Source organism: uncultured Paraglaciecola sp. (assembly GCF_943787955.1).
In the GTDB taxonomy this organism is placed as follows: domain Bacteria; phylum Pseudomonadota; class Gammaproteobacteria; order Enterobacterales; family Alteromonadaceae; genus Paraglaciecola.
In genome coordinates this window covers 431,210-449,903 of the sequence record NZ_CALSOK010000010.1, presented here as the reverse complement: position 1 = coordinate 449,903, position 18,694 = coordinate 431,210, and the positions used below count along the sequence as shown (strand labels likewise).

Annotated in this window: 19 protein-coding genes; 13 read left to right on the top strand and 6 right to left on the bottom strand. The window is 41.5% G+C overall.

Annotated features, from left to right (window positions below; all coding sequences use genetic code 11):
- Positions 1 to 4: 4 nt before the first annotated feature.
- Entirely contained in the window at positions 5 to 508 is a 504-nt protein-coding gene (locus Q0Y52_RS09750; RefSeq protein WP_297821033.1) for a retropepsin-like aspartic protease, read from the bottom strand.
- 89 nt (positions 509 to 597) lie between these two features.
- On the opposite strand from Q0Y52_RS09750, the gene ampD reads away from it, so the two are divergent.
- The 9 genes from ampD to Q0Y52_RS09705 all read left to right on the top strand — a co-directional run bounded on the left by ampD (position 598) and on the right by Q0Y52_RS09705 (position 10,932).
- Complete coding sequence (gene ampD / locus Q0Y52_RS09745; protein ID WP_297821031.1) at positions 598 to 1,134, top strand: 1,6-anhydro-N-acetylmuramyl-L-alanine amidase AmpD; 537 nt, start codon at positions 598 to 600, stop codon at positions 1,132 to 1,134.
- A 43-nt stretch (positions 1,135 to 1,177) separates the two neighbouring features.
- Positions 1,178 to 2,002 (top strand): beta-lactamase regulator AmpE, encoded by an 825-nt coding sequence (ampE, locus tag Q0Y52_RS09740; protein ID WP_297821029.1) that lies wholly within the window; start codon positions 1,178 to 1,180, stop codon positions 2,000 to 2,002.
- A 196-nt stretch (positions 2,003 to 2,198) separates the two neighbouring features.
- Positions 2,199 to 2,945 (top strand): FCD domain-containing protein, encoded by a 747-nt coding sequence (locus Q0Y52_RS09735; protein ID WP_297821027.1) that lies wholly within the window; start codon positions 2,199 to 2,201, stop codon positions 2,943 to 2,945.
- 159 nt (positions 2,946 to 3,104) lie between these two features.
- Positions 3,105 to 5,783, top strand: a complete 2,679-nt coding sequence (gene aceE / locus Q0Y52_RS09730) for a pyruvate dehydrogenase (acetyl-transferring), homodimeric type (protein WP_297821025.1) — start codon at positions 3,105 to 3,107, stop codon at positions 5,781 to 5,783.
- A gap of 26 nt (positions 5,784 to 5,809) precedes the next feature.
- Positions 5,810 to 7,468, top strand: coding sequence for a dihydrolipoyllysine-residue acetyltransferase (gene aceF, locus Q0Y52_RS09725; RefSeq protein ID WP_297821023.1), 1,659 nt, complete (start codon positions 5,810 to 5,812; stop codon positions 7,466 to 7,468).
- A 120-nt stretch (positions 7,469 to 7,588) separates the two neighbouring features.
- Entirely contained in the window at positions 7,589 to 9,010 is a 1,422-nt protein-coding gene (lpdA, locus tag Q0Y52_RS09720) for a dihydrolipoyl dehydrogenase (RefSeq protein WP_297821505.1), read from the top strand.
- A gap of 428 nt (positions 9,011 to 9,438) precedes the next feature.
- Positions 9,439 to 9,600, top strand: coding sequence for a hypothetical protein (locus tag Q0Y52_RS09715; RefSeq protein ID WP_297821021.1), 162 nt, complete (start codon positions 9,439 to 9,441; stop codon positions 9,598 to 9,600).
- A gap of 223 nt (positions 9,601 to 9,823) precedes the next feature.
- Positions 9,824 to 10,102, top strand: coding sequence for a DUF1289 domain-containing protein (locus Q0Y52_RS09710; protein ID WP_297821019.1), 279 nt, complete (start codon positions 9,824 to 9,826; stop codon positions 10,100 to 10,102).
- 47 nt (positions 10,103 to 10,149) lie between these two features.
- Positions 10,150 to 10,932, top strand: a complete 783-nt coding sequence (locus tag Q0Y52_RS09705) for an SDR family NAD(P)-dependent oxidoreductase (protein ID WP_297821017.1) — start codon at positions 10,150 to 10,152, stop codon at positions 10,930 to 10,932.
- On the opposite strand, the gene Q0Y52_RS09700 is transcribed toward Q0Y52_RS09705, so the two are convergent.
- The 4 genes from Q0Y52_RS09700 to Q0Y52_RS09685 all read right to left on the bottom strand — a co-directional run bounded on the left by Q0Y52_RS09700 (position 10,925) and on the right by Q0Y52_RS09685 (position 14,136).
- A complete protein-coding gene (locus tag Q0Y52_RS09700) occupies positions 10,925 to 11,839 on the bottom strand; it encodes an alpha/beta hydrolase (protein WP_297821015.1) in 915 nt (304 codons plus the stop codon). The two genes, Q0Y52_RS09705 and Q0Y52_RS09700, sit on opposite strands and share 8 nt — an antisense overlap.
- Before the next feature lie 22 nt (positions 11,840 to 11,861).
- Positions 11,862 to 12,359 carry a hypothetical protein gene (locus Q0Y52_RS09695; RefSeq protein ID WP_297821014.1) on the bottom strand — a complete coding sequence of 166 codons (498 nt, stop codon included), beginning with the start codon at positions 12,357 to 12,359 and terminating at the stop codon, positions 11,862 to 11,864.
- A gap of 133 nt (positions 12,360 to 12,492) precedes the next feature.
- Positions 12,493 to 12,663 (bottom strand): hypothetical protein, encoded by a 171-nt coding sequence (locus Q0Y52_RS09690; protein WP_297821012.1) that lies wholly within the window; start codon positions 12,661 to 12,663, stop codon positions 12,493 to 12,495.
- 27 nt (positions 12,664 to 12,690) lie between these two features.
- Positions 12,691 to 14,136 carry a wax ester/triacylglycerol synthase family O-acyltransferase gene (locus Q0Y52_RS09685; protein ID WP_297821010.1) on the bottom strand — a complete coding sequence of 482 codons (1,446 nt, stop codon included), beginning with the start codon at positions 14,134 to 14,136 and terminating at the stop codon, positions 12,691 to 12,693.
- Between the two features lie 168 nt (positions 14,137 to 14,304).
- Here Q0Y52_RS09685 and Q0Y52_RS09680 point away from each other — a divergent pair, with 168 nt between their 5' ends.
- The 3 genes from Q0Y52_RS09680 to Q0Y52_RS09670 all read left to right on the top strand — a co-directional run bounded on the left by Q0Y52_RS09680 (position 14,305) and on the right by Q0Y52_RS09670 (position 16,850).
- Positions 14,305 to 15,159, top strand: a complete 855-nt coding sequence (locus Q0Y52_RS09680) for an HDOD domain-containing protein (protein ID WP_297821008.1) — start codon at positions 14,305 to 14,307, stop codon at positions 15,157 to 15,159.
- A gap of 110 nt (positions 15,160 to 15,269) precedes the next feature.
- Complete coding sequence (locus tag Q0Y52_RS09675) at positions 15,270 to 16,052, top strand: YdiY family protein (protein WP_297821006.1); 783 nt, start codon at positions 15,270 to 15,272, stop codon at positions 16,050 to 16,052.
- A gap of 75 nt (positions 16,053 to 16,127) precedes the next feature.
- Positions 16,128 to 16,850 (top strand): YdiY family protein, encoded by a 723-nt coding sequence (locus Q0Y52_RS09670; protein ID WP_297821004.1) that lies wholly within the window; start codon positions 16,128 to 16,130, stop codon positions 16,848 to 16,850.
- Between the two features lie 224 nt (positions 16,851 to 17,074).
- On the opposite strand, the gene Q0Y52_RS09665 is transcribed toward Q0Y52_RS09670, so the two are convergent.
- Entirely contained in the window at positions 17,075 to 18,127 is a 1,053-nt protein-coding gene (locus tag Q0Y52_RS09665) for an AraC family transcriptional regulator (protein ID WP_297821002.1), read from the bottom strand.
- 212 nt (positions 18,128 to 18,339) lie between these two features.
- On the opposite strand from Q0Y52_RS09665, the gene Q0Y52_RS09660 reads away from it, so the two are divergent.
- Positions 18,340 to 18,660, top strand: coding sequence for a 2Fe-2S iron-sulfur cluster-binding protein (locus tag Q0Y52_RS09660; protein ID WP_297821000.1), 321 nt, complete (start codon positions 18,340 to 18,342; stop codon positions 18,658 to 18,660).
- Positions 18,661 to 18,694: the final 34 nt, after the last annotated feature.

Below are 18,694 nucleotides of genomic sequence, written 5' to 3'. Positions count from 1 at the left end.
AGGTCTATAGATTTCGTAAAATCAGCCATTCACCTTTTTGGGAGAATTCTAATTGTTTTAATGCGCTCATTCCCAGCAATATTTCATTCTCTTTAAAACCGGGATTTAAGTTAGCTCTGACATTAGCTAATTGAATATCACCAATAGACAATCGTTGAATATTTGTTTGGGCCACCTGAAGCCTTCCATTCGCAGTTTGCACCCAAGACGCCCTGCCCTTTTGTAAATTAAGTTGTTCAGCCAAATGCATAGGTACTGATACATGAGTGGCACCTGTATCTAATAAAAACACCACCGGTTGACCATTAATAGCACCGCCACTGACATAGTGCCCAGCCCGATTTTGTCTAAGTCGCACCTCTTGCACACCTTGACTAAATGAGGAAATAGGCTCGACATTAGGATTAAATTGCTTGGCAAGTTGATCATCGAACAACAGCGTTAACAAACCCAAACCGATGATCCATGCAACAATCAACATACCTTTACCCACTTTACTTTGTTGCATTGATTAGTTCACTCTTCATAAAATTTGTCTGCGTTTGCAGATCCACTTTGTTATCATAACAACATCAAGCCACTAAAGCCGCTACTACCTTGATCAAGAAAGCCATTTTAACACAAGCTGAATATTGCCCTACAACTCATTGGGACGAGCGCCCTGAGCAAACTAACATTTCGCTGCTAGTGGTACACAATATTTCATTACCACCGAATGAGTTTGGTGGTGACTATATAAAATATTTTTTTACCGGCTGTTTAGATCCTCAATTACACCCCTATTTTTCGAGCATTTACCAAATGCGCGTGTCTGCTCATTGCTTAATTAAACGGGATGGGCATATTTTACAATTTGTGCCTTTTGACAAAAAAGCATGGCACGCAGGTCAGTCAAGTTTTCAAGGCGTAGATAACTGTAACAATTATTCAATTGGCATTGAGCTTGAGGGTGCTGATCATATACCTTATACCCAACCTCAGTATCAAAGTCTGAGTGAATTAACCAAAGAATTGATGGAAAATTATCCTGCGATCACTCTAGGGCGCATTGTAGGCCATAATGATATTGCACCCGGCAGAAAAACTGACCCAGGTATCGCTTTTGACTGGCCACAATATCGACAAATGATATAATTGACATGCTAAAGCTAACTAAGACATAACAAGAGATAAAATCATGACATTAATCAGCTTATTGCTGGTACTACTGGTAGAACGCGTCACCACTAAATCCAAATATTGGCAAGCAAGGTTTTACACGGATAAGTACTTACAAAGTATTCAGTCACAAGGTTGGTTTAACTCGTCTTCAAAATCTTGGGCCTTAGCTCTGATTATTTTTGTACCTGTGATTATTGTTTACTTAGTGGTGCAAAAATTTGCTGGTGGATTATTGGAGTTTATCATTAGCACTGCCATATTGATGATTTGTGTGGGTTGCCCCGCTATCCGCGCTACCTATAAATGTTTTTTACAAGCCGCAAACAGAGGAGATTTGCAGGCATGCAGTATGTACGAAGATCAAATAAATGGTGATAACAAAGAGACTGTCTCGTTTGGATTGAGCCTAGTTTGGCAAAACTACCGCCACTATACTGCAGTTATTTTATGGTTTGCAGCCTGTGGTGCTGCAGGGGTTGTTTTATACGTATTGATCAGAGAATTAGACTCAAGGTTATCAAATGATAATGACCCAGTCGGTAATCAAGTAAAACGATTATTCAACATTGTTGACTGGGTACCTGTACGTATAACAGCTTTGGGATTTTTATTGGTTGGGCACTTTTCTCGTGCTTTCCCTACTTGGTTAGGCTATCTACCCGACCCAGCAGTCCAGGCAAAAACCCTGTTGTTAGATGTATCAAAAAAAGCCGAAGAGATTGAACCAGATGAAAATGATTGCACCGAAGAACCCTGCACTTTAGTTCGTTTGGCTAAAAGAAATGTCATGTTTTTACTGGTGATTATTGCATTACTGACCTTAACTGGTTGGATTAACTAAAAGGTCAGACCAGAGAAACTGCATCCTATACAATTGATTTTTATTGACTTTATTTATTTCACGCTCGATTTCATTGCTCGTTTGTAAAATTAGCATTTACCCAAAGGCCATTGTCTAATAAGCTATTGCGGGTTTATGGTATTACCAATTTACCAAACAACAAATTTATCGCTGTTACGAACCGTGGAATAATTAAATGCGCCGAGTGCAATCTAGAAAATTATCTGATGATATTATGGAGCAGTTAGAATCTATGATATTGGACGGTAGACTGCTGGCCGGACAAAAACTTTTATCAGAACGCACTCTCGCAGAACAATTTGCAGTCTCCAGGCCTTCTGTAAGAGAAGCGATTCAGAAGCTCGAGAACAAAAATTTAGTGGAACGCAAACAAGGCGGGGGGACTTTTGTTAAGCCTCGCCTCAACGAACTGATTACCGAGCCTCTTCTACTACTTTTATCTGATAAACCAGAAATGCAATTTGATTTACTTGAATTTCGCCATGCGCTAGAAGGCATGGCGGCTTATTATGCAGCGCTACGAGGCCAACCAGAAGATTGCCAAGCGTTAGAAAACGCATTAGACGCACTTCCAGATGACTCAACCGATAAAAGCCAACAAGCCAGAGCCTTAGTTAACTTTTATCTGACCATGGCTAACGCTGCCCACAACATGGTTTTACAGCACGTGATGCGCAGTCTGCAGTCTATGCTGCAAGACAATATTCAGCGAAATTTAGAGGTGTTAGCCAAACATGCTGATGCACCTCAAAATATAAATCGTCAAAGGCGCAACATAGTCAAAGCTATTTTAGCAGGTGATCCAGAGCAGGCCCGCAAGGCTAGTAATGAACACTTAGCTTACATAGAAGACACATTACTGAACATTAATCGACAAGACATGCGTATGCAGCGTGCGTTGCGTCGAATAGAAGTGAATTAGAGTAAAGTAAATTAACTATTTCATTGGATGTGTTAAGACACATTCAAGGATGAAATGAATAACAACTTATTGAAATATTAATCAAAGCAGATGTTTTATATTTGTTTTATTTAGTAATCATAAGTTCCTACATAAACAACTTTAAAAAAGGAAAGCACCATGGCTGATATGATGCATCCGGATGTGGATCCACAAGAAACGCAAGAGTGGTTAGACTCTCTAGAAACCGTTTTTGAAGAAGAAGGCGCAGAACGCGCGCATTTTATTTTAGAGGCGCTAATTGATAAAGCTCGTCGTAGTGGCGCGCATTTACCTTATGATGCAACCACTGCGTATATCAATACGATCCCGGTAGTGCAAGAGCCAACAATGCCCGGTGACCAAACTATTGAAGCGCGTATTCGGGCTGCAATTCGCTGGAACGCTTTAATGATCGTGTTGCGTGCCTCTAAAAAAGACTTAGATCTTGGTGGCCATATAGGTAGCTTTGCTTCATCTGCCATGCTGTATGATGTCGGTTTTAACCACTTCTTTAAGGCTCCTAACGACAAAAATAGTGGCGACTTTATTTTTTATCAGGGTCATATTTCTCCAGGTATCTATGCTCGTTCTTTCCTTGAAGGCAATTTATCAGAAACCCAATTAAATAACTTCCGTCAGGAATGTGATGGTCAAGGCATTCCTTCTTACCCACATCCTCACTTAATGAAAGATTATTGGCAGTTTCCTACTGTGTCTATGGGCTTAGGCCCCTTACAAGCTATCTACACTGCGCGTTTTTTAAAGTACCTGACTAACCGTGGTATCAAAGATTGTTCTGAGCAAAGAGTGTATTGCTACCTAGGTGACGGAGAGTGTGATGAGCCAGAATCACTGGGGGCTATAGGTTTGGCTTCACGTGAAGGTTTAGACAACTTAACCTTCGTGATCAACTGCAACTTGCAACGCCTGGATGGACCAGTTCGTGGTAATGGCAAAATAATTCAAGAACTTGAAGGCACTTTCCGTGGCGCAGGCTGGGAAGTAGTTAAGGTCATTTGGGGGAGTTATTGGGATGCGCTTCTGGCTCGTGATAAGTCAGGAAAACTGTTGCAATTAATGAATGAAACCGTTGATGGCGAATACCAAAACTGCAAAGCCAAAGGTGGCAAATACACTCGTGAGAACTACTTCAACAAGTATCCTGAAACAGCAGCATTAGTCGCCAATATGTCTGACGAAGATATTTTTCGTCTTAACCGTGGCGGTCATGATCCAGTTAAAGTATACGCAGCCTACCAAAAAGCAATGGACACAAAAGGCCGTCCAACGGTTATTTTAGCCAAAACTATTAAAGGTTTTGGTTTAGGAGCATCAGGTGAAGCGTTAAACATCGCGCACAACGTGAAAAAAATGGACGTGGATTCCCTTAAAAAATTCCGCGATCGCTTTAATATCCCAGTTGCAGACGAGGCTATTGCTGATTTACCTTATTTTAAATTCGCTGAAGACAGTGAAGAATATAAGTATATGAAAGCTCGTCGAGAAGCATTAGGCGGTTCATTACCACAGCGCCTTGTTCAAGCAGAAGAACAACTTGAAATGCCTGAACTAAAAGCCTTTGATGCTATCTTGAAAGGTTCAGGGGATCGTGAAGTATCCTCTACCATGACCTTTGTACGCGTACTAAATGTCTTATTGAAAGACAAAAAAATGGGTAAACGTGTCGTTCCCATTATTCCTGATGAAGCCCGGACTTTTGGTATGGAGGGTTTATTCCGTCAAGTCGGAATTTACGCCAACGAAGGTCAAAAATACACGCCTCAAGATGCTGATCAAGTGGCTTATTATCGTGAAGATAAGAAAGGTCAGGTTTTACAAGAAGGTATTAACGAACTAGGTGCTATGGCTTCTTGGGTCGCAGCAGGTACCTCCTACTCTACGTGTAATGCCACTACTATTCCTTTTTACATATACTACTCAATGTTCGGGTTCCAGCGCGTAGGTGATTTAGCTTGGGCAGCTGGCGACAGCCAAGCCCGTGGCTTTTTATTAGGAGCAACTGCAGGCCGAACCACCCTTAATGGTGAAGGTTTACAACACCAAGATGGACATTCACATGTTCAAGCTAATCTGATACCTAATTGTGTAACCTATGACCCAACTTACGGATATGAAGTAGCAGTAATCGTGCAAGACGGCTTACGCCGGATGTACGCTGAAAACGAAAATATTTTTTATTACCTCACCTTGATGAATGAAAATTATCAACACCCTGCTATGCCAGAAAGTAAAGACGTAGCCGAACAAATCATCAAAGGTATTTATAAATTAGAACGAATTGAAGCTCAAGGTAAGGCCAAGTCTAATGTTCAATTAATGGGCTCGGGGACTATCTTAAATGAAGTGCGTAAAGCGGCTCAAATATTGAGTAAAGACTACAATATATCGTCCGATGTTTACTCTGTTACTTCGTTCAATGAGCTAGCCCGTGAAGGTCAAGACGTAGTTCGCTGGAACATGTTAAACCCTGAAGCAAAACCGGTCACTGCTCATATTGGTCAAGTTATTACTAAAGACGCAGGCCCTGCAATTGCAGCAACCGACTACATTAAAGGTTATTCAGATCAAGTTCGTGCATTCATCGACACTGACTACCGCTGTCTAGGTACCGACGGTTTCGGTCGCAGTGATAGCCGTGCGAACCTACGAACTCACTTTGAAGTGAACGCTGCTTATGTTGTTGTGGCTTCTTTGTACGAATTATCTAAACGTGGCGAAATTGAGAAGAGTGTTGTAACACAAGCAATTAAACACTTTGACATCGATACAGAAAAACTTAACCCACTTTACGCTTAATAGTGTCTAGATAAGGAATTTTACATATGTCTGATATTCAAAAAATTCTAGTCCCTGATGTAGGTGGCGAAGAAGTTGAAATCATTGAAATTTGTTTCGCTGTTGGCGACACACTTGATGCCGACGAAGGTATTGTTACCGTTGAAACTGATAAAGCATCAATGGATATACCTGCTCCTTTTGCAGGTGAACTCGCCAGTTTGTCGGTAAAAGTCGGTGACAAAATCAAAGAAGGTGATGTGATTGGTGAAATCAAAGCAACGGGTGCAAGCGCTACAGCCGATTCTCCTGAAGTTGCGCCAGCCGCTCCCGTAGCAGAGACAGTTGTCCCGGTTGTTGCAGTGCCTGCTCCAGAAGCTACCCCTGCGACATCTGCTGTAACCACAGCGAGTGCACTAGTTGAAGTAGCGGTGCCTGACATCGGTGAAGACGGTGAAGTAGACGTTATCGAAGTACTGGTGTCTGTTGGTGATGTGATTGAACAAGAAGACGGTTTGATTACCTTAGAAACAGACAAGGCCACCATGGATGTACCCTCCAGCCATGCTGGAACTGTTAAAGAAGTGTACATCTCCACTGGCGATAAAGTGAAGCAAGGTACACTTGTGATTAAACTTGAGACTGCCGGTGTTGGAGCAATAGAGACTGCTCCGGTCGCTAAAGAAGCGCCAGTAACTCAAGCGGCTCCAGAAAAAGCGGCTTCAACTGCACCAGTCAAACCAGCACCTGTCTCAGCAACACCTGTTGCGACTAGTGGCGGCAAAGCACACGCGTCACCTTCAGTTCGCAGAGTAGCCAGAGAGTTTGGTGTGAACTTAAGCTTGGTTTCGGGTACCGGTCCTAAAAAACGTGTGCTAAAAGAAGACGTTCAAGCCTATGTTAAAGCAGAATTAGCCAAACCTCGTTCGGCCAGTGGCAACGCAGTGGTTGCAGGAAATGTTTTGCAAATCGCGACGGTTAAACCTGTTGATCATGCTAAGTTTGGTGAGATTGAAGTCTTACCATTAACCCGTATACAGAAAATATCTGGTCCTTTCTTACACCGTAACTGGGCAACTATCCCCCATATTACTCAGTTTGATGAAGCGGATATCACAGAGGTAGAAACGTTCCGTAAAGAGCAAAATGCTTATCATGCTAAGATTAAGTCTGGATTAAAAATTACACCTTTAGTCTTTGTGATGAAAGCAGTGGCCAAAGCATTGGAGAAGTATCCAGCCTTTAACTCTTCTTTATCTGATGATGGTGAAAGTTTACTTATTAAGAAGTTTATTAATATCGGTATTGCAGTTGAAACACCGGGCGGTTTAGTCGTTCCCGTTATTAAAGATGTCAACAAAAAAGGCATCGAACAGCTTTCTAAAGAGTTGATCGAAATTTCTGGAAAGGCTCGTGAAGGCAAGTTAAAAGCAACGGATATGCAAGGCGGTACATTTACTATTTCGAGCTTAGGCGGCATTGGTGGAACAGCATTTACGCCTATTGTTAATGTGCCTGAAGTTGCTATATTGGGCGTATCTAAATCAGAAATGAAACCTAAGTGGAATGGAACAGAATTTAAACCACGCCTCATGGTGCCATTAAGTCTGTCCTACGACCACCGGGTAATCGACGGTGCAGTAGGTGCGCGCTTCTCTACCGAAGTTGCAGCAAACTTAACTGATTTACGTAGAATAATACTTTAGTCAAGAACGGGTGGCAGTTTTCAGTTACCCTGTTTCTAAAGCCAAAAGGCAGAATTTATTCACGACATGTTAACTGCAGTATGAGTCAACATGTCGTTCAAAAAAGAATTTGAGGAACATATGAGCGAAATCAAAACTCAGTTAGTTGTATTAGGTGCAGGCCCAGGAGGCTACGCAGCCGCTTTTCGTGCTGCTGATTTAGGTGTGGAAACGGTTATAGTTGACGCGCGTGTAACCTTAGGCGGTGTATGTTTAAACGTCGGCTGTATACCCTCAAAGGCACTGCTTCACGTAGCCAAGGTGATTGACGATGCCAAAGACATGGCCGGTCACGGTGTTTCTTTTGGTGAGCCCATTATCGATTTAGACAAAGTGCGTGGTTGGAAAGACAGCGTTGTTAACCAGTTAACCAAAGGTTTATCTGGTATGGCTAAAATGCGTAAAGTAAAACACGTCCAAGGGTATGGTAAATTTACCAGTAGCAATACCCTTGAAGTAGAAGGCAAAGACGGAAAGACGACTATCACCTTTGACAATGCTATCATTGCAGCAGGCTCCGAGCCAGTTAGCTTGCCGTTTATTCCACAAGATGATCCTCGCGTAATTGACTCAACTGGCGCACTTGAGCTCGCTGACATCCCTGAAAAAATGCTAGTCTTAGGTGGCGGTATCATTGGCTTAGAAATGGGCACAGTATACCGTGCGCTGGGTTCAAAAATTGACGTGGTTGAATTCCTTGACCAGCTAGTACCCGCGGCTGATAAAGATGTAGTGAAAGCCTATCATAAATACGTTAAAAACAAATTTAACGTTATGTTAGAAACAAAAGTCACAGGTGTTGAAGCTAAAAAAGATGGCTTGTATGTATCTTTTGAAGGTAAACAAGCGCCCGCAGAGCCCGTGAGATACGATAAAGTATTAGTGGCAGTTGGCCGTCGTCCGAATGGCAGCATGGTAGACGCAGAAAAAGCCGGTGTAAAAGTAGACGAGCGTGGTTTTATCAACGTTGATAAACAGCTTCGTACCAATGTGTCTAACATTTTTGCTTTAGGTGACGTAATAGGGCAACCCATGCTTGCTCACAAAGCAGCCCATGAAGGCCATGTAGCGGCGGAGGTTATTTCAGGCATGAAACACTACTTCGATCCTAAAGGTATCCCTTCAGTTGCTTATACCGATCCAGAAATGGCATGGGTAGGCGTCACCGAAAAAGAAGCCAAAGAACAAGGCATAAAATATGAAACCGCGACTTTCCCTTGGGCTGCTTCCGGTCGTGCTATCGCATCAGCACGCACTGAAGGTTTGACTAAATTGATTTTTGACAAAGAATCACATCGTATTATTGGAGGCGCTATTGTGGGTATTAATGCGGGTGAAATGTTAGGTGAAATTGGCCTAGCAATTGAAATGGGAGCCGATGCAGAAGACATCGCATTAACTATCCATGCTCACCCCACCCTTAACGAATCAATCGGCCTAGCCGCTGAAATGTACGAAGGGAGTATTACTGATTTGCCTAACCCTAAGGCAAAGAAAAAGTAAAAGGCTGTGATGATTTAAAAAAGGGCCGTTGGCCCTTTTTTATTATCTGTTCTAAAACCACTGCACACACTCCCACACTCCCACACTCCCACACTCCCACATTGAACCTTTATCCGCTTTTGCAGTTAGCTTGTTCAATCGGTAAACTCATATTCCTTTGTAAAAATCAAACAAGCCAGTCTACAAAGGCTACTGCACGGTATTAGTCAGTAAAGCACCTCTAAACTCAGGTGTTGATTTTAGAGCTGTTGATAAAAACCTGCGGGCTCAAGGTGATTTTTTTAGCCCTGTTAACGGGGTATGGTTAACACAAACCGCGGTCCCAGCAGATAAGTCTCGTTATGGGTCGTGCAACGTTTTATATGATGACAGCCAAGAAAACTTGACAACGTTTATCCAAAAGTCAGCGAACACTGAAGCTTAAAAAGTTGCGAATACGCAAAGCATTAGGCGATATGTATAACAGCTACATGCATACCGGATTAGCCAATAAAATAGGCATTGCTCCACTTCAATCGCTTTTAGCGACCATCAGCAACGTTGAGAATATGCTGCGGCTTTCTACAGTACTGGGTGAATTATACGTATAATGGGTAGGCGACACATTTAACTTTTATACCTCGCCTGATGCTAAAGATCCTGAGATGATGACCAGCTATCTTTAATCCGAGGACAGGATGAGTTCTGCTTGCATGATATTGATGGCTGCTAATTTGCGGCCTTATTACTGTGTGCATGCAAAGTGACTGCTCAGATTTCGCGCAACATGTTATTATTAAGACACAACGTTATATGTAGCTTTTGAGGCAATCATTGAAGCAGATTGAAATTTTTGAAATTATCAGCCCATGCATTGGTATTTGTCAGTCTGGGCCCAAAGGTTTCTGTATAGGTTGTTTTCGTTCAAGAGAAGAAAGAGTCCATTGGGTAAAGTTAGAACAAGATGTTCAAAGTAAAATAATTAAAGCCTGTGCAGCACGTAAAAAAAGAGCCAAAGCAGCCAAGGTAAATAAAAAAAGCATAACCGATTCATCACTGCAACTGGGTTTTACAAACGACACATTTACTCAGAACACCCCATACAATAAATAATGTGATGATTTGCTCCCACATCACGTAAATTAACAACGAGGTTCACAATGTCCAGACTTACAACAGCACTCATCACAGGCGCATCGGAAGGTATAGGCCGTTGCTTTGCAGAGATATACGCAAAGAATGGACATGACTTAGTGTTAGTGGCTCGTAATGCAACTAAGTTAATGGATTTTGCCGCCGAACTAAAAGCAAAATACTCAGTTGATGTGCATGTATTTGCCGCCGATTTGATCCCAGTTGATGCAGCACAAAAATTATTCGATGCGATCACATTAAAAGAAATAGAAATCGATATATTAGTGAATAATGCAGGTATGATGCAAGTCGAAAAGTTAAACCTTAGCGACTCACAGCAGCTAAATAATTTGTTGCAATTAAATGTCCAGAGTTTGGTCAATATGACGCAACAATTTGTCAATCCCATGCTCGCACGAGGGCAAGGAAAAATTGTTAATATAGGCTCTATTGCTAGTTTTATGCCCACACCTAATTTTGCAGCATACGGTGCCAGTAAAGCTTTTGTCTTATCCTTTTCAGAAGGTATCGCTGAAGAGCTCCGTGGCACTGGGGTAACGGTTACGTGTGTATGCCCAGGCATGACAGAAACCAAAATGCTCAGTCATGCTGATGGCATCGAAAAATTTATTCCAAAGTTTTTAAAAGCTGATCCGATGGAACTTACTGCACAAGCCTATAAGGCAAGTATGAAAGGTGAAGTAGTATTTCTAGATAAGATAGCCAACAAATTGTTAGTGCAATGGGCCACACATTATCCTAGGTGGATGGTGCGCAGCGTCAACGGATTGTTTGCGCGCTTTAAGTAGATCCCAAAGGCCTTATGAGATCCAGTATCTGTTTACTTATATCATCATATAATTGGCTTGGTATGGTATGCCCCATTCCTGGGTAGGTTTTTATTTTGGCATTGGGTATCGCTTTAGCTGTCGCATATCCACAAGCAACGAGAACTAAGGGGTCGTCCTCGCCATGTATAATTAAGCTGGGCACCTTTAAAGTATTCAGTGCTTGCGTTCTATCCGGCGAGTCCAAAATGGCAGCTAGTTGACGGGTGTTGCCCGCAGGATTAAAACCTCGTTGTAAAGCCCGCGTTATTAAACCAAGCACCTTTGGTTGATCAAATGGATAGTGTTCCCCCTGTATCAACCGCCAGACGTGCATCCCAAAAGTCACCGCTTTATTGACATCTTTGGGGGGTGGTTTGAGCATTTTAAAACTAAACGCCGTAGACGGTTTAGGTAACTTTCTGTTGCCGGTGGTAGACATAATAGAGGTAAGAGTTTTGACTCTGTGTGGATGATGGATGGCGATTTCTTGAGCAATCATTCCTCCCATAGATGCGCCTACTATGTGTGCACTTTCGAGGTGTAATGCATCTAATAAGCCTACTGTGTCGTTCATCATATCAGACAATAAGTACGTCGCTCCTATCGGGCGCTTAAACACAGCATTTGTCAGTAAAGCAAGACTGGTGGGAGGAGGGTTTGAGTCCAACCAAGTACTTTTGCCGTTATCACGGTTATCAAATCTGATGACCCAGAAGCCCTGTGACGCAAGTAATTTACAAAATTGTTCGTCCCAATAAATCATTTGAGTGGCTAACCCCATGATCAATACTATCGCGGGATGACTTTTGTCTCCAAAACTATCGTAATTAATATGAATATTGTTAGCGGTAACCAACTGTTCGGGGTGGTGAATGATAGGATTCAAAGGTGTCAAAACTCCTCGTAAATTAAACGTACTTTAGCTTGCCTGAAAACTGTTTCTTTTCAAGTTCATCTTTTTTATAGGGCTGCCAACTCGCTTCTGATTGTGACAATCTATTCGCGACAATCCATACAACCTGTGGATTATGCCCTAAACCAGAATGACTGCCCCTTACCTGAATGTTCTCTGCTTGATGATTCGCTTCAATTCGGTGATTGATACAAGCTTGCCAATGAACAACACCATCACTTTTAGAGTAAAATGCAGAATTAGGCACCGGGGGTGGCGTAAACATTTGTTTCACAACATCAGGATTAGATTGAGAAACATTACCATTTATCAATTCAAACAATCCTTCAACTGCGGGAGATGATCCATGAGATCCATTGAATGGACTTCCCAATGTAATAACTTGACGTATACAATCAGGAATAATTCGAGCAAGCTCTCGGGCTAAAATACCCCCTAAGCTCCAGCCTATTAAACTCACCTTTGCGTTGTGGATGACCGATAATTCAATCACTCGATTTATCAGTTTATCACTTAATACTTGTTCACCACCGACTATATGAGTACCTAAATTGCGCCCAAGCTCCCAGCCATAGGTTGCATAACCTTTACCTTTTAAAAACGCACGTATGGGTTTAGTGGAAAAATCACTGGCTAAGAAGCCAGGGGAGTACCATCACTGGGTGACCGTCACCAGAGGGTGCCCTCTTTAATAAGGGCAGTGCAGCACCAAACGCACTAAGCTCAATTAATGTTCTGCCTTCGCTGAACAAATGAAATAAAGAGGGTCTTGGAATTTTAGGTAATACATGTTTCATAACAAATCCTATCATCTAGTGTAACTTTTAACTTTTCATAAGCCCATCAATGGTGGCTTGGCCAGCTAGTTTTTCCATTACTGCCAGTTCTAACTCATTAGCACTTTCGCGAATGTAACGTGCAAACATATCTAAATCAGGCATTAAATTGGCTGAGCTTGTAGGGCTAATAGATAGGGTGCCGTTATAACTGCAAATAGGTATGATCAAACCCATACCATCAAAAATTGGGGCGGTACCCATATTAACAACAAGCTTATGACCGGCAAGATAAATGGGGATTTGTGGCCCAGGTACATTGGCAATAACCACATTGAATAAAGGATTATGGTGTTTGGCTATGGCCGCACGGGAGTAAAACCTCGCTGCCACACCTGCTAACCCAAACGGAATTAACTCAGCGTATCCCATTAAACTTTTTGCATCGATAGCATCTTGGTAAAGCTTACCGACCATAGTATTAATTTGAATTTTCTCCAGTCGCTTAATGGGATCTTCAACATCAGTAGCCAACTGCACATACATAGCAGATACTTGATTACCCATTGCATTTTTTTCTTCTGGGGTTCGAGTAGATACTGGCACCATGGCCACGAGTGGTTTAACGGGTAATTCCTCTTTTTCTAACAAGTAACGCCTAAGCGCTCCAGCACATATAGCCAATATCACATCATTTAAGGTTGCCCCGTCTACTGCCTTTCTGAGTGTCTTAACTCGGTGAATATCTAGGATAATCGAATTCCACACACGCTCCATTTCAACGGTGTCGTTGAACCTTGTTTTAGGTGCATTAAACGGCATAGTAGGCATTTTTATGCCTTGCGCTCGAGTCATGTAACCTGCTTTTAGGGTAGCTTTACCAGTATCCCACAGCAAACTTGGTAGCTTAGTGGGCCGCGTTATAAAGTGATAGGCGCTTTTTGCCATCAATCCAACAGGTCCAGGGGGGTCTTTCTTCTCTTTGGCTGCCGCTGGCTTTGGTGTCCTTGGTATCGGTGATACGTCAAATAACATAGACATCAAGTCGGCACCAGACTTTCCATCAAATCCACAATGATGCACTTTGCTGATCAACGCCACAGACCCTTTAGGCACTTGAGGGATAGAGTCCAAACCTTCGACGAATATAAATTCCCATAAAGGGCGATCACGGTTCAGTTGTTGGGAAAATAATCTGGATGCCAAATAACGAAGCTCTCTCCAACCACCTGGACGAGGCAAGGCAGTACGATGCATATGCATATTAATATCAAAATCAGGATCTTCAACCCAATAGGGCCTGTCAAGATTAAGAGGCACTGTCACCAATTTTTGGGTAAGTTTGTCGACAGTATGCACACGTTCGCTTACATATTGTCGAAAGTCATCAAATGTAAGAGAGCCTTCCATAACAGCCACACCACCTATATGCATAGGTATTTTGGGTGTTTCAAGATATAAAAAAGAAGCGTCTAGACCAGAAAGCTCTTCCATAAATATGCCATTTACATTGTAAAGCAACTGTTAAAATACTCTATATTCTTACAAATAAAAATCAACATCTTTATCCATACCCATGTATACAAATCTAAATAAAAGAAACTCACTTTTCAAATCACGTATGTTTATACTAGGCAGGTCTTTTATTTAAAATAACTAACTATGTCGTTAATTCATCCTGTAGATATCGCGAGAGTCGCCAGTCAGTCATTTACCTTACCAGATATTTGTCAGCGTATTCGTGCAATGTTAGATGATGGCCGATCTGATTTTGAAGATATAAGTCAGTTCATCGCTTTGGATCCCTCTTTATCTAGTAAGTTGCTTAAGTTAGCAAATAGTCCATTATTTCGTTTTGAATCGCAGATTGATTCTTTAACAAAGGCCGTCAACATTATCGGGGGCGAAGCTTTATATAACCTGTTTGTAGCAGAAACAGCCAGCTCTGCATTTGAACACTTTAGCAATGACGTAATTGATTTAAAAAAGTTTTGGTTACAAAGCATTTATGCGGCTTTAGTAGCAAAACATTTGACTAAGATGGTCAAAATCAGAGGTAGCGAACGTTTTTTCCTGCTCGGTTTATTACACAATTTAGGCGAGTTGTTAGTGGCGGTACAAGCTCCAAATTTAGCCATTAAATGCAGCAAATATGACGAAAAAACGTCGCCTTGGAAACTGCAACGGCAGGTCTTAGGTTTTGATTACGCAGAATGTAGCGCAAAACTTATGGAATTTTGGCACTTACCTAGTCAATTATATATTCCTGTGATGGAACTACATAATGAAAATAAAGCACTGGAACACAAAGAGGTAGCCATTATTTACACAGCGGTTCGTGCTGGTGTAGCCATGACAAATGACAATTTTTATTCAGCCAGCCAACTGATCTCTACTCTAGTTTTGAAACACTTAAATCTTGATCAAGAAGATTTAAGTGATGCTATTAAGTTTGCATACATGGAAGCTGATGGTGTTTTAGCGGCCATGAGCCCTTCTCTTCACTCATATAGATAAACTCTGAGATACATGTATTTACTGCCAATTTTGCATTTTATGTTTCCACAAGCGAAATAAATTTATATATAATCTCTGGTTAATTCTATAAATGATCAATATTTCACACCATGAAGTCGATAATATTCCTTTTCACCTTACTCACGGTAAACGATAGTTTTGCTAAGCAAGACATTATGGGCTCTGTTTATCTAGCAGATAGGGTCGCTTTCGATGATGAGTTATCCATCATTGGTGAGTTTGGTTTTTTGATAGCCAGTGGAAATACTGATACGTCGACTATCGCCGCAAAGGTAAATACCAGCCAAGAGTTAACTGCTTGGAGTTATCAAATCATTAGTCATGCTCTATACACACAAAACCAAGAAGAAGCGAATGGTGAAAAAAGTAATGCAACATCAGCACAAAAACTATTTTTATCTGGCCAATTGGATCATAAACTAACAGAGCCTGATAACCGACTTTTTATCTATGGCGAATATGAAAACAATCGATTTAATGGTTTTCGTTTCCAAGCGGCATTAACAGCAGGATGGACTTCAAGGCTCTGGCATGATGAGCAAAGCGAGTTCAAATATAGTGTGGGTCCAGGTTATGCCATTTCTGAATTAGAAGAAGACAACACAGAAAACATCACCAAAAATATTATTGTCAGGGCTGCGATAGAGTACAAAAGAACGTTTACTGACCATGCTACATTTCGGCAATTTATTAGCTCTGAAGTGGGCCAAAAATTTACTAAAACTAAATCAGAAACGTCACTATCAACAAAATTGACAGGGGCACTAGCGATGAAGCTAAATTTTGTCATGAATGTTAATACTAGCGTTGGCTCTGATATTAAAGAATTAGACACTGAAGCAACCGTCACGTTGGTTTATCAATTTTTTTAAAACTAGGCTAAGCTTCTGCGACGCTATGAAAATAGACGCCTACTGGGTTTTGGTTACACACAAAAGGATATAGAAATGAACAAATCTTTAATTTTTATTGGGTTATGTGCCGCAGGAAATGTATTTGCTGCAGACGAAGTAAAGCCCTTTACGATGGATGGCGAATTTGGTTATATTGCAACAACAGGTAACACTGAAACCACCTCTATTAAGGGCAAATTATCTGTTCATCAGGAACTGACCCAGTGGAGCAATGACTTCACAATAGAAGCCCTTTATAAGAAGGATGAGATAAGCGGTGTGGAACAAACAACAGCGCAAAAATACTTTGTATCCGGTCAAGGCAATTACAAATTAGAAAACCCTGATCATCGTATCTTTGGTTTTGCATCTTACGAAGATGACAAGTTTAGCAGCTTCAATTACCAAGCAACATTGGCAGCAGGTTGGTCACAAAAGCTATGGGAAGATGACAAAAGCCAGTTTAATTATAGTATTGGTCCTGGTTATTCTTTTTCTGAAACCCCCGATGGTGAAGATCAGAGTAGTCTAATCGTCAGAGCAGCGTTGGACTACCAATGGAAAATATCTGATACCGCTAACTTTAAACAATTACTCAGTACTGAGGTGGGCAGCGACAATACTAAGTCTAAGTCAGAAACATCAGTGTCTGCCCAAATCAGCGGCGGGGTATCGCTCAAAGTGTCGCTTATCCTAGATCATAATTCTGATGTAGCGGATGACATCGATAACCTAGACACTCAGACTGCTGTTACTCTGGTCTATAGCTTTTTTTGAGTAAACCACAACCGATGTATTTTTTATCTGGCCACCTATTGCGCCAGATAAAAAATTGCCATTTATTCAGAGGTAACTATCGCTATGAATAGCTCATAGGCAAAACAATGAGTGATTAAAAAAACTGAACCTAAAAGGGGCTGTATTCAATTTGTGCACTCCCCCCAAATTTAGCTGTGCCCAAGGGTTTTCTCGAATAACTGGATAAAAATTTCTTCAATGAGTCATGCTTTATTAAATCGCTGCCTGTATTGATCAGGTGAGACCTGAAACCAGCGTTTAAATGCCCGCCGAAAATTTGCACTATCATGGTAATTGAGCAAAGCAGCAATAGCCTCTACTGACATGTGACTGTCACGTAAATAACCAGTTGCTTGTTGCGATATAATTTCATCTCGAATTTGACGAAAACCTGTACCTTCGGCCCGCAATCTTCGGGCCAAAGTTCGCTTGCTTATAAACAGTTGAGCCGCTGCCTCATCTTCACATAAAACCCCTGGGGGTTGAGAAAGCATCATTTTTTGAATGTGGTATTTACATGTGTCCTTGTTCGAATGCAACTCTGCTAACATCACTTCACATTGACACAATGCCAACAAATAATCCTCATGATTAGCGTTTACATTAGGTATTTGACACAGATGAATCGGTATTTTAACCAACGTGTGTTGTGCCGAAAATTCGAATTGTCCAGGTAAATAGTCAGCATAATACTGGCTATAACTGGGTTCAGAATGAGTGAAGCTTGTTTTTGCCTCAACTAACGGCCGCCCTACTATATGCTCAGCAAACTCGAATAATGTCGTAGCAGAAGCCTCAGATAAGCAACGGCAAATATCTGTGCTGACGTCTAAATCAATATAATAATGACACTCTAACCACTCTTGGTTCGTTATCAGCTCCAGTCGCGAAAAATTCATACGCGTAGGTATGTAAGTTTGAAATGCTTTTAACGCCGTTAACAAATTAGAGCTGCTGTTAGCCAAAAAACCCATAGCACCATGTGTAGCCGGAGTAAGCTGATTACCTAACTGTAAACCAAAAGCGTCGTTATCAGATAAACGCAAAGCATTGTCAAGTATCTGAACTTGCTGCTGGGAAGTCAGTAGTGTGTCTTGTTGCATAAACTGCGTGACAGAAAGCTGAGTCAACTCCAATAATGAGGGTAAATCCCTGCCTTGCAATTCTAAAACTCGTGCTATCAGGCGTGAATAATTAGAGGGTATACAAGGAATATTGGAAACAAATCTTTGAGTCTCTTCAGCATGATTAGTCACTATATTACCCCTCCTAATTGAATTTCAAAAACAACGTATAACAATAAACGGTAACGTCAGTGTCTTCTAATGACCCCAAATTGTCAAAAAATGACCTACCAACGACTGAAGCAAAACCATAACCTTACATAGTTAATTTACACGCTAGAGATATGTCAAAGTGGCATCACTTTCTTGCAATCAAAAGTCACCCGCGTTTAACGGAGAACCCCATGGGCCATATCACGTTTATAGAACACAATGGCAATCAACACCCCGTTGATATTGAAGTAGGTAAATCTCTAATGAAATTAGCCATAGAGAACGCTGTGCCGGGCATAGATGCCGATTGTGGCGGTCAATGCGCTTGCGGAACTTGCCATGTCATCATTGACGATAACTGGTTTAGCAACGCCGGCAATATTACTGAAGAAGAAACGCTAATATTGGATATGACACCGGAAAAAGCTGACACATCACGTCTGTCTTGTCAGATATCAACCACTGAAGCGATGGACGGAATGCTTGTGCGCCTACCAGAGTTTCAAATGTAAGCACCCATAATTTATTTTAATAGCTACCTTAAAT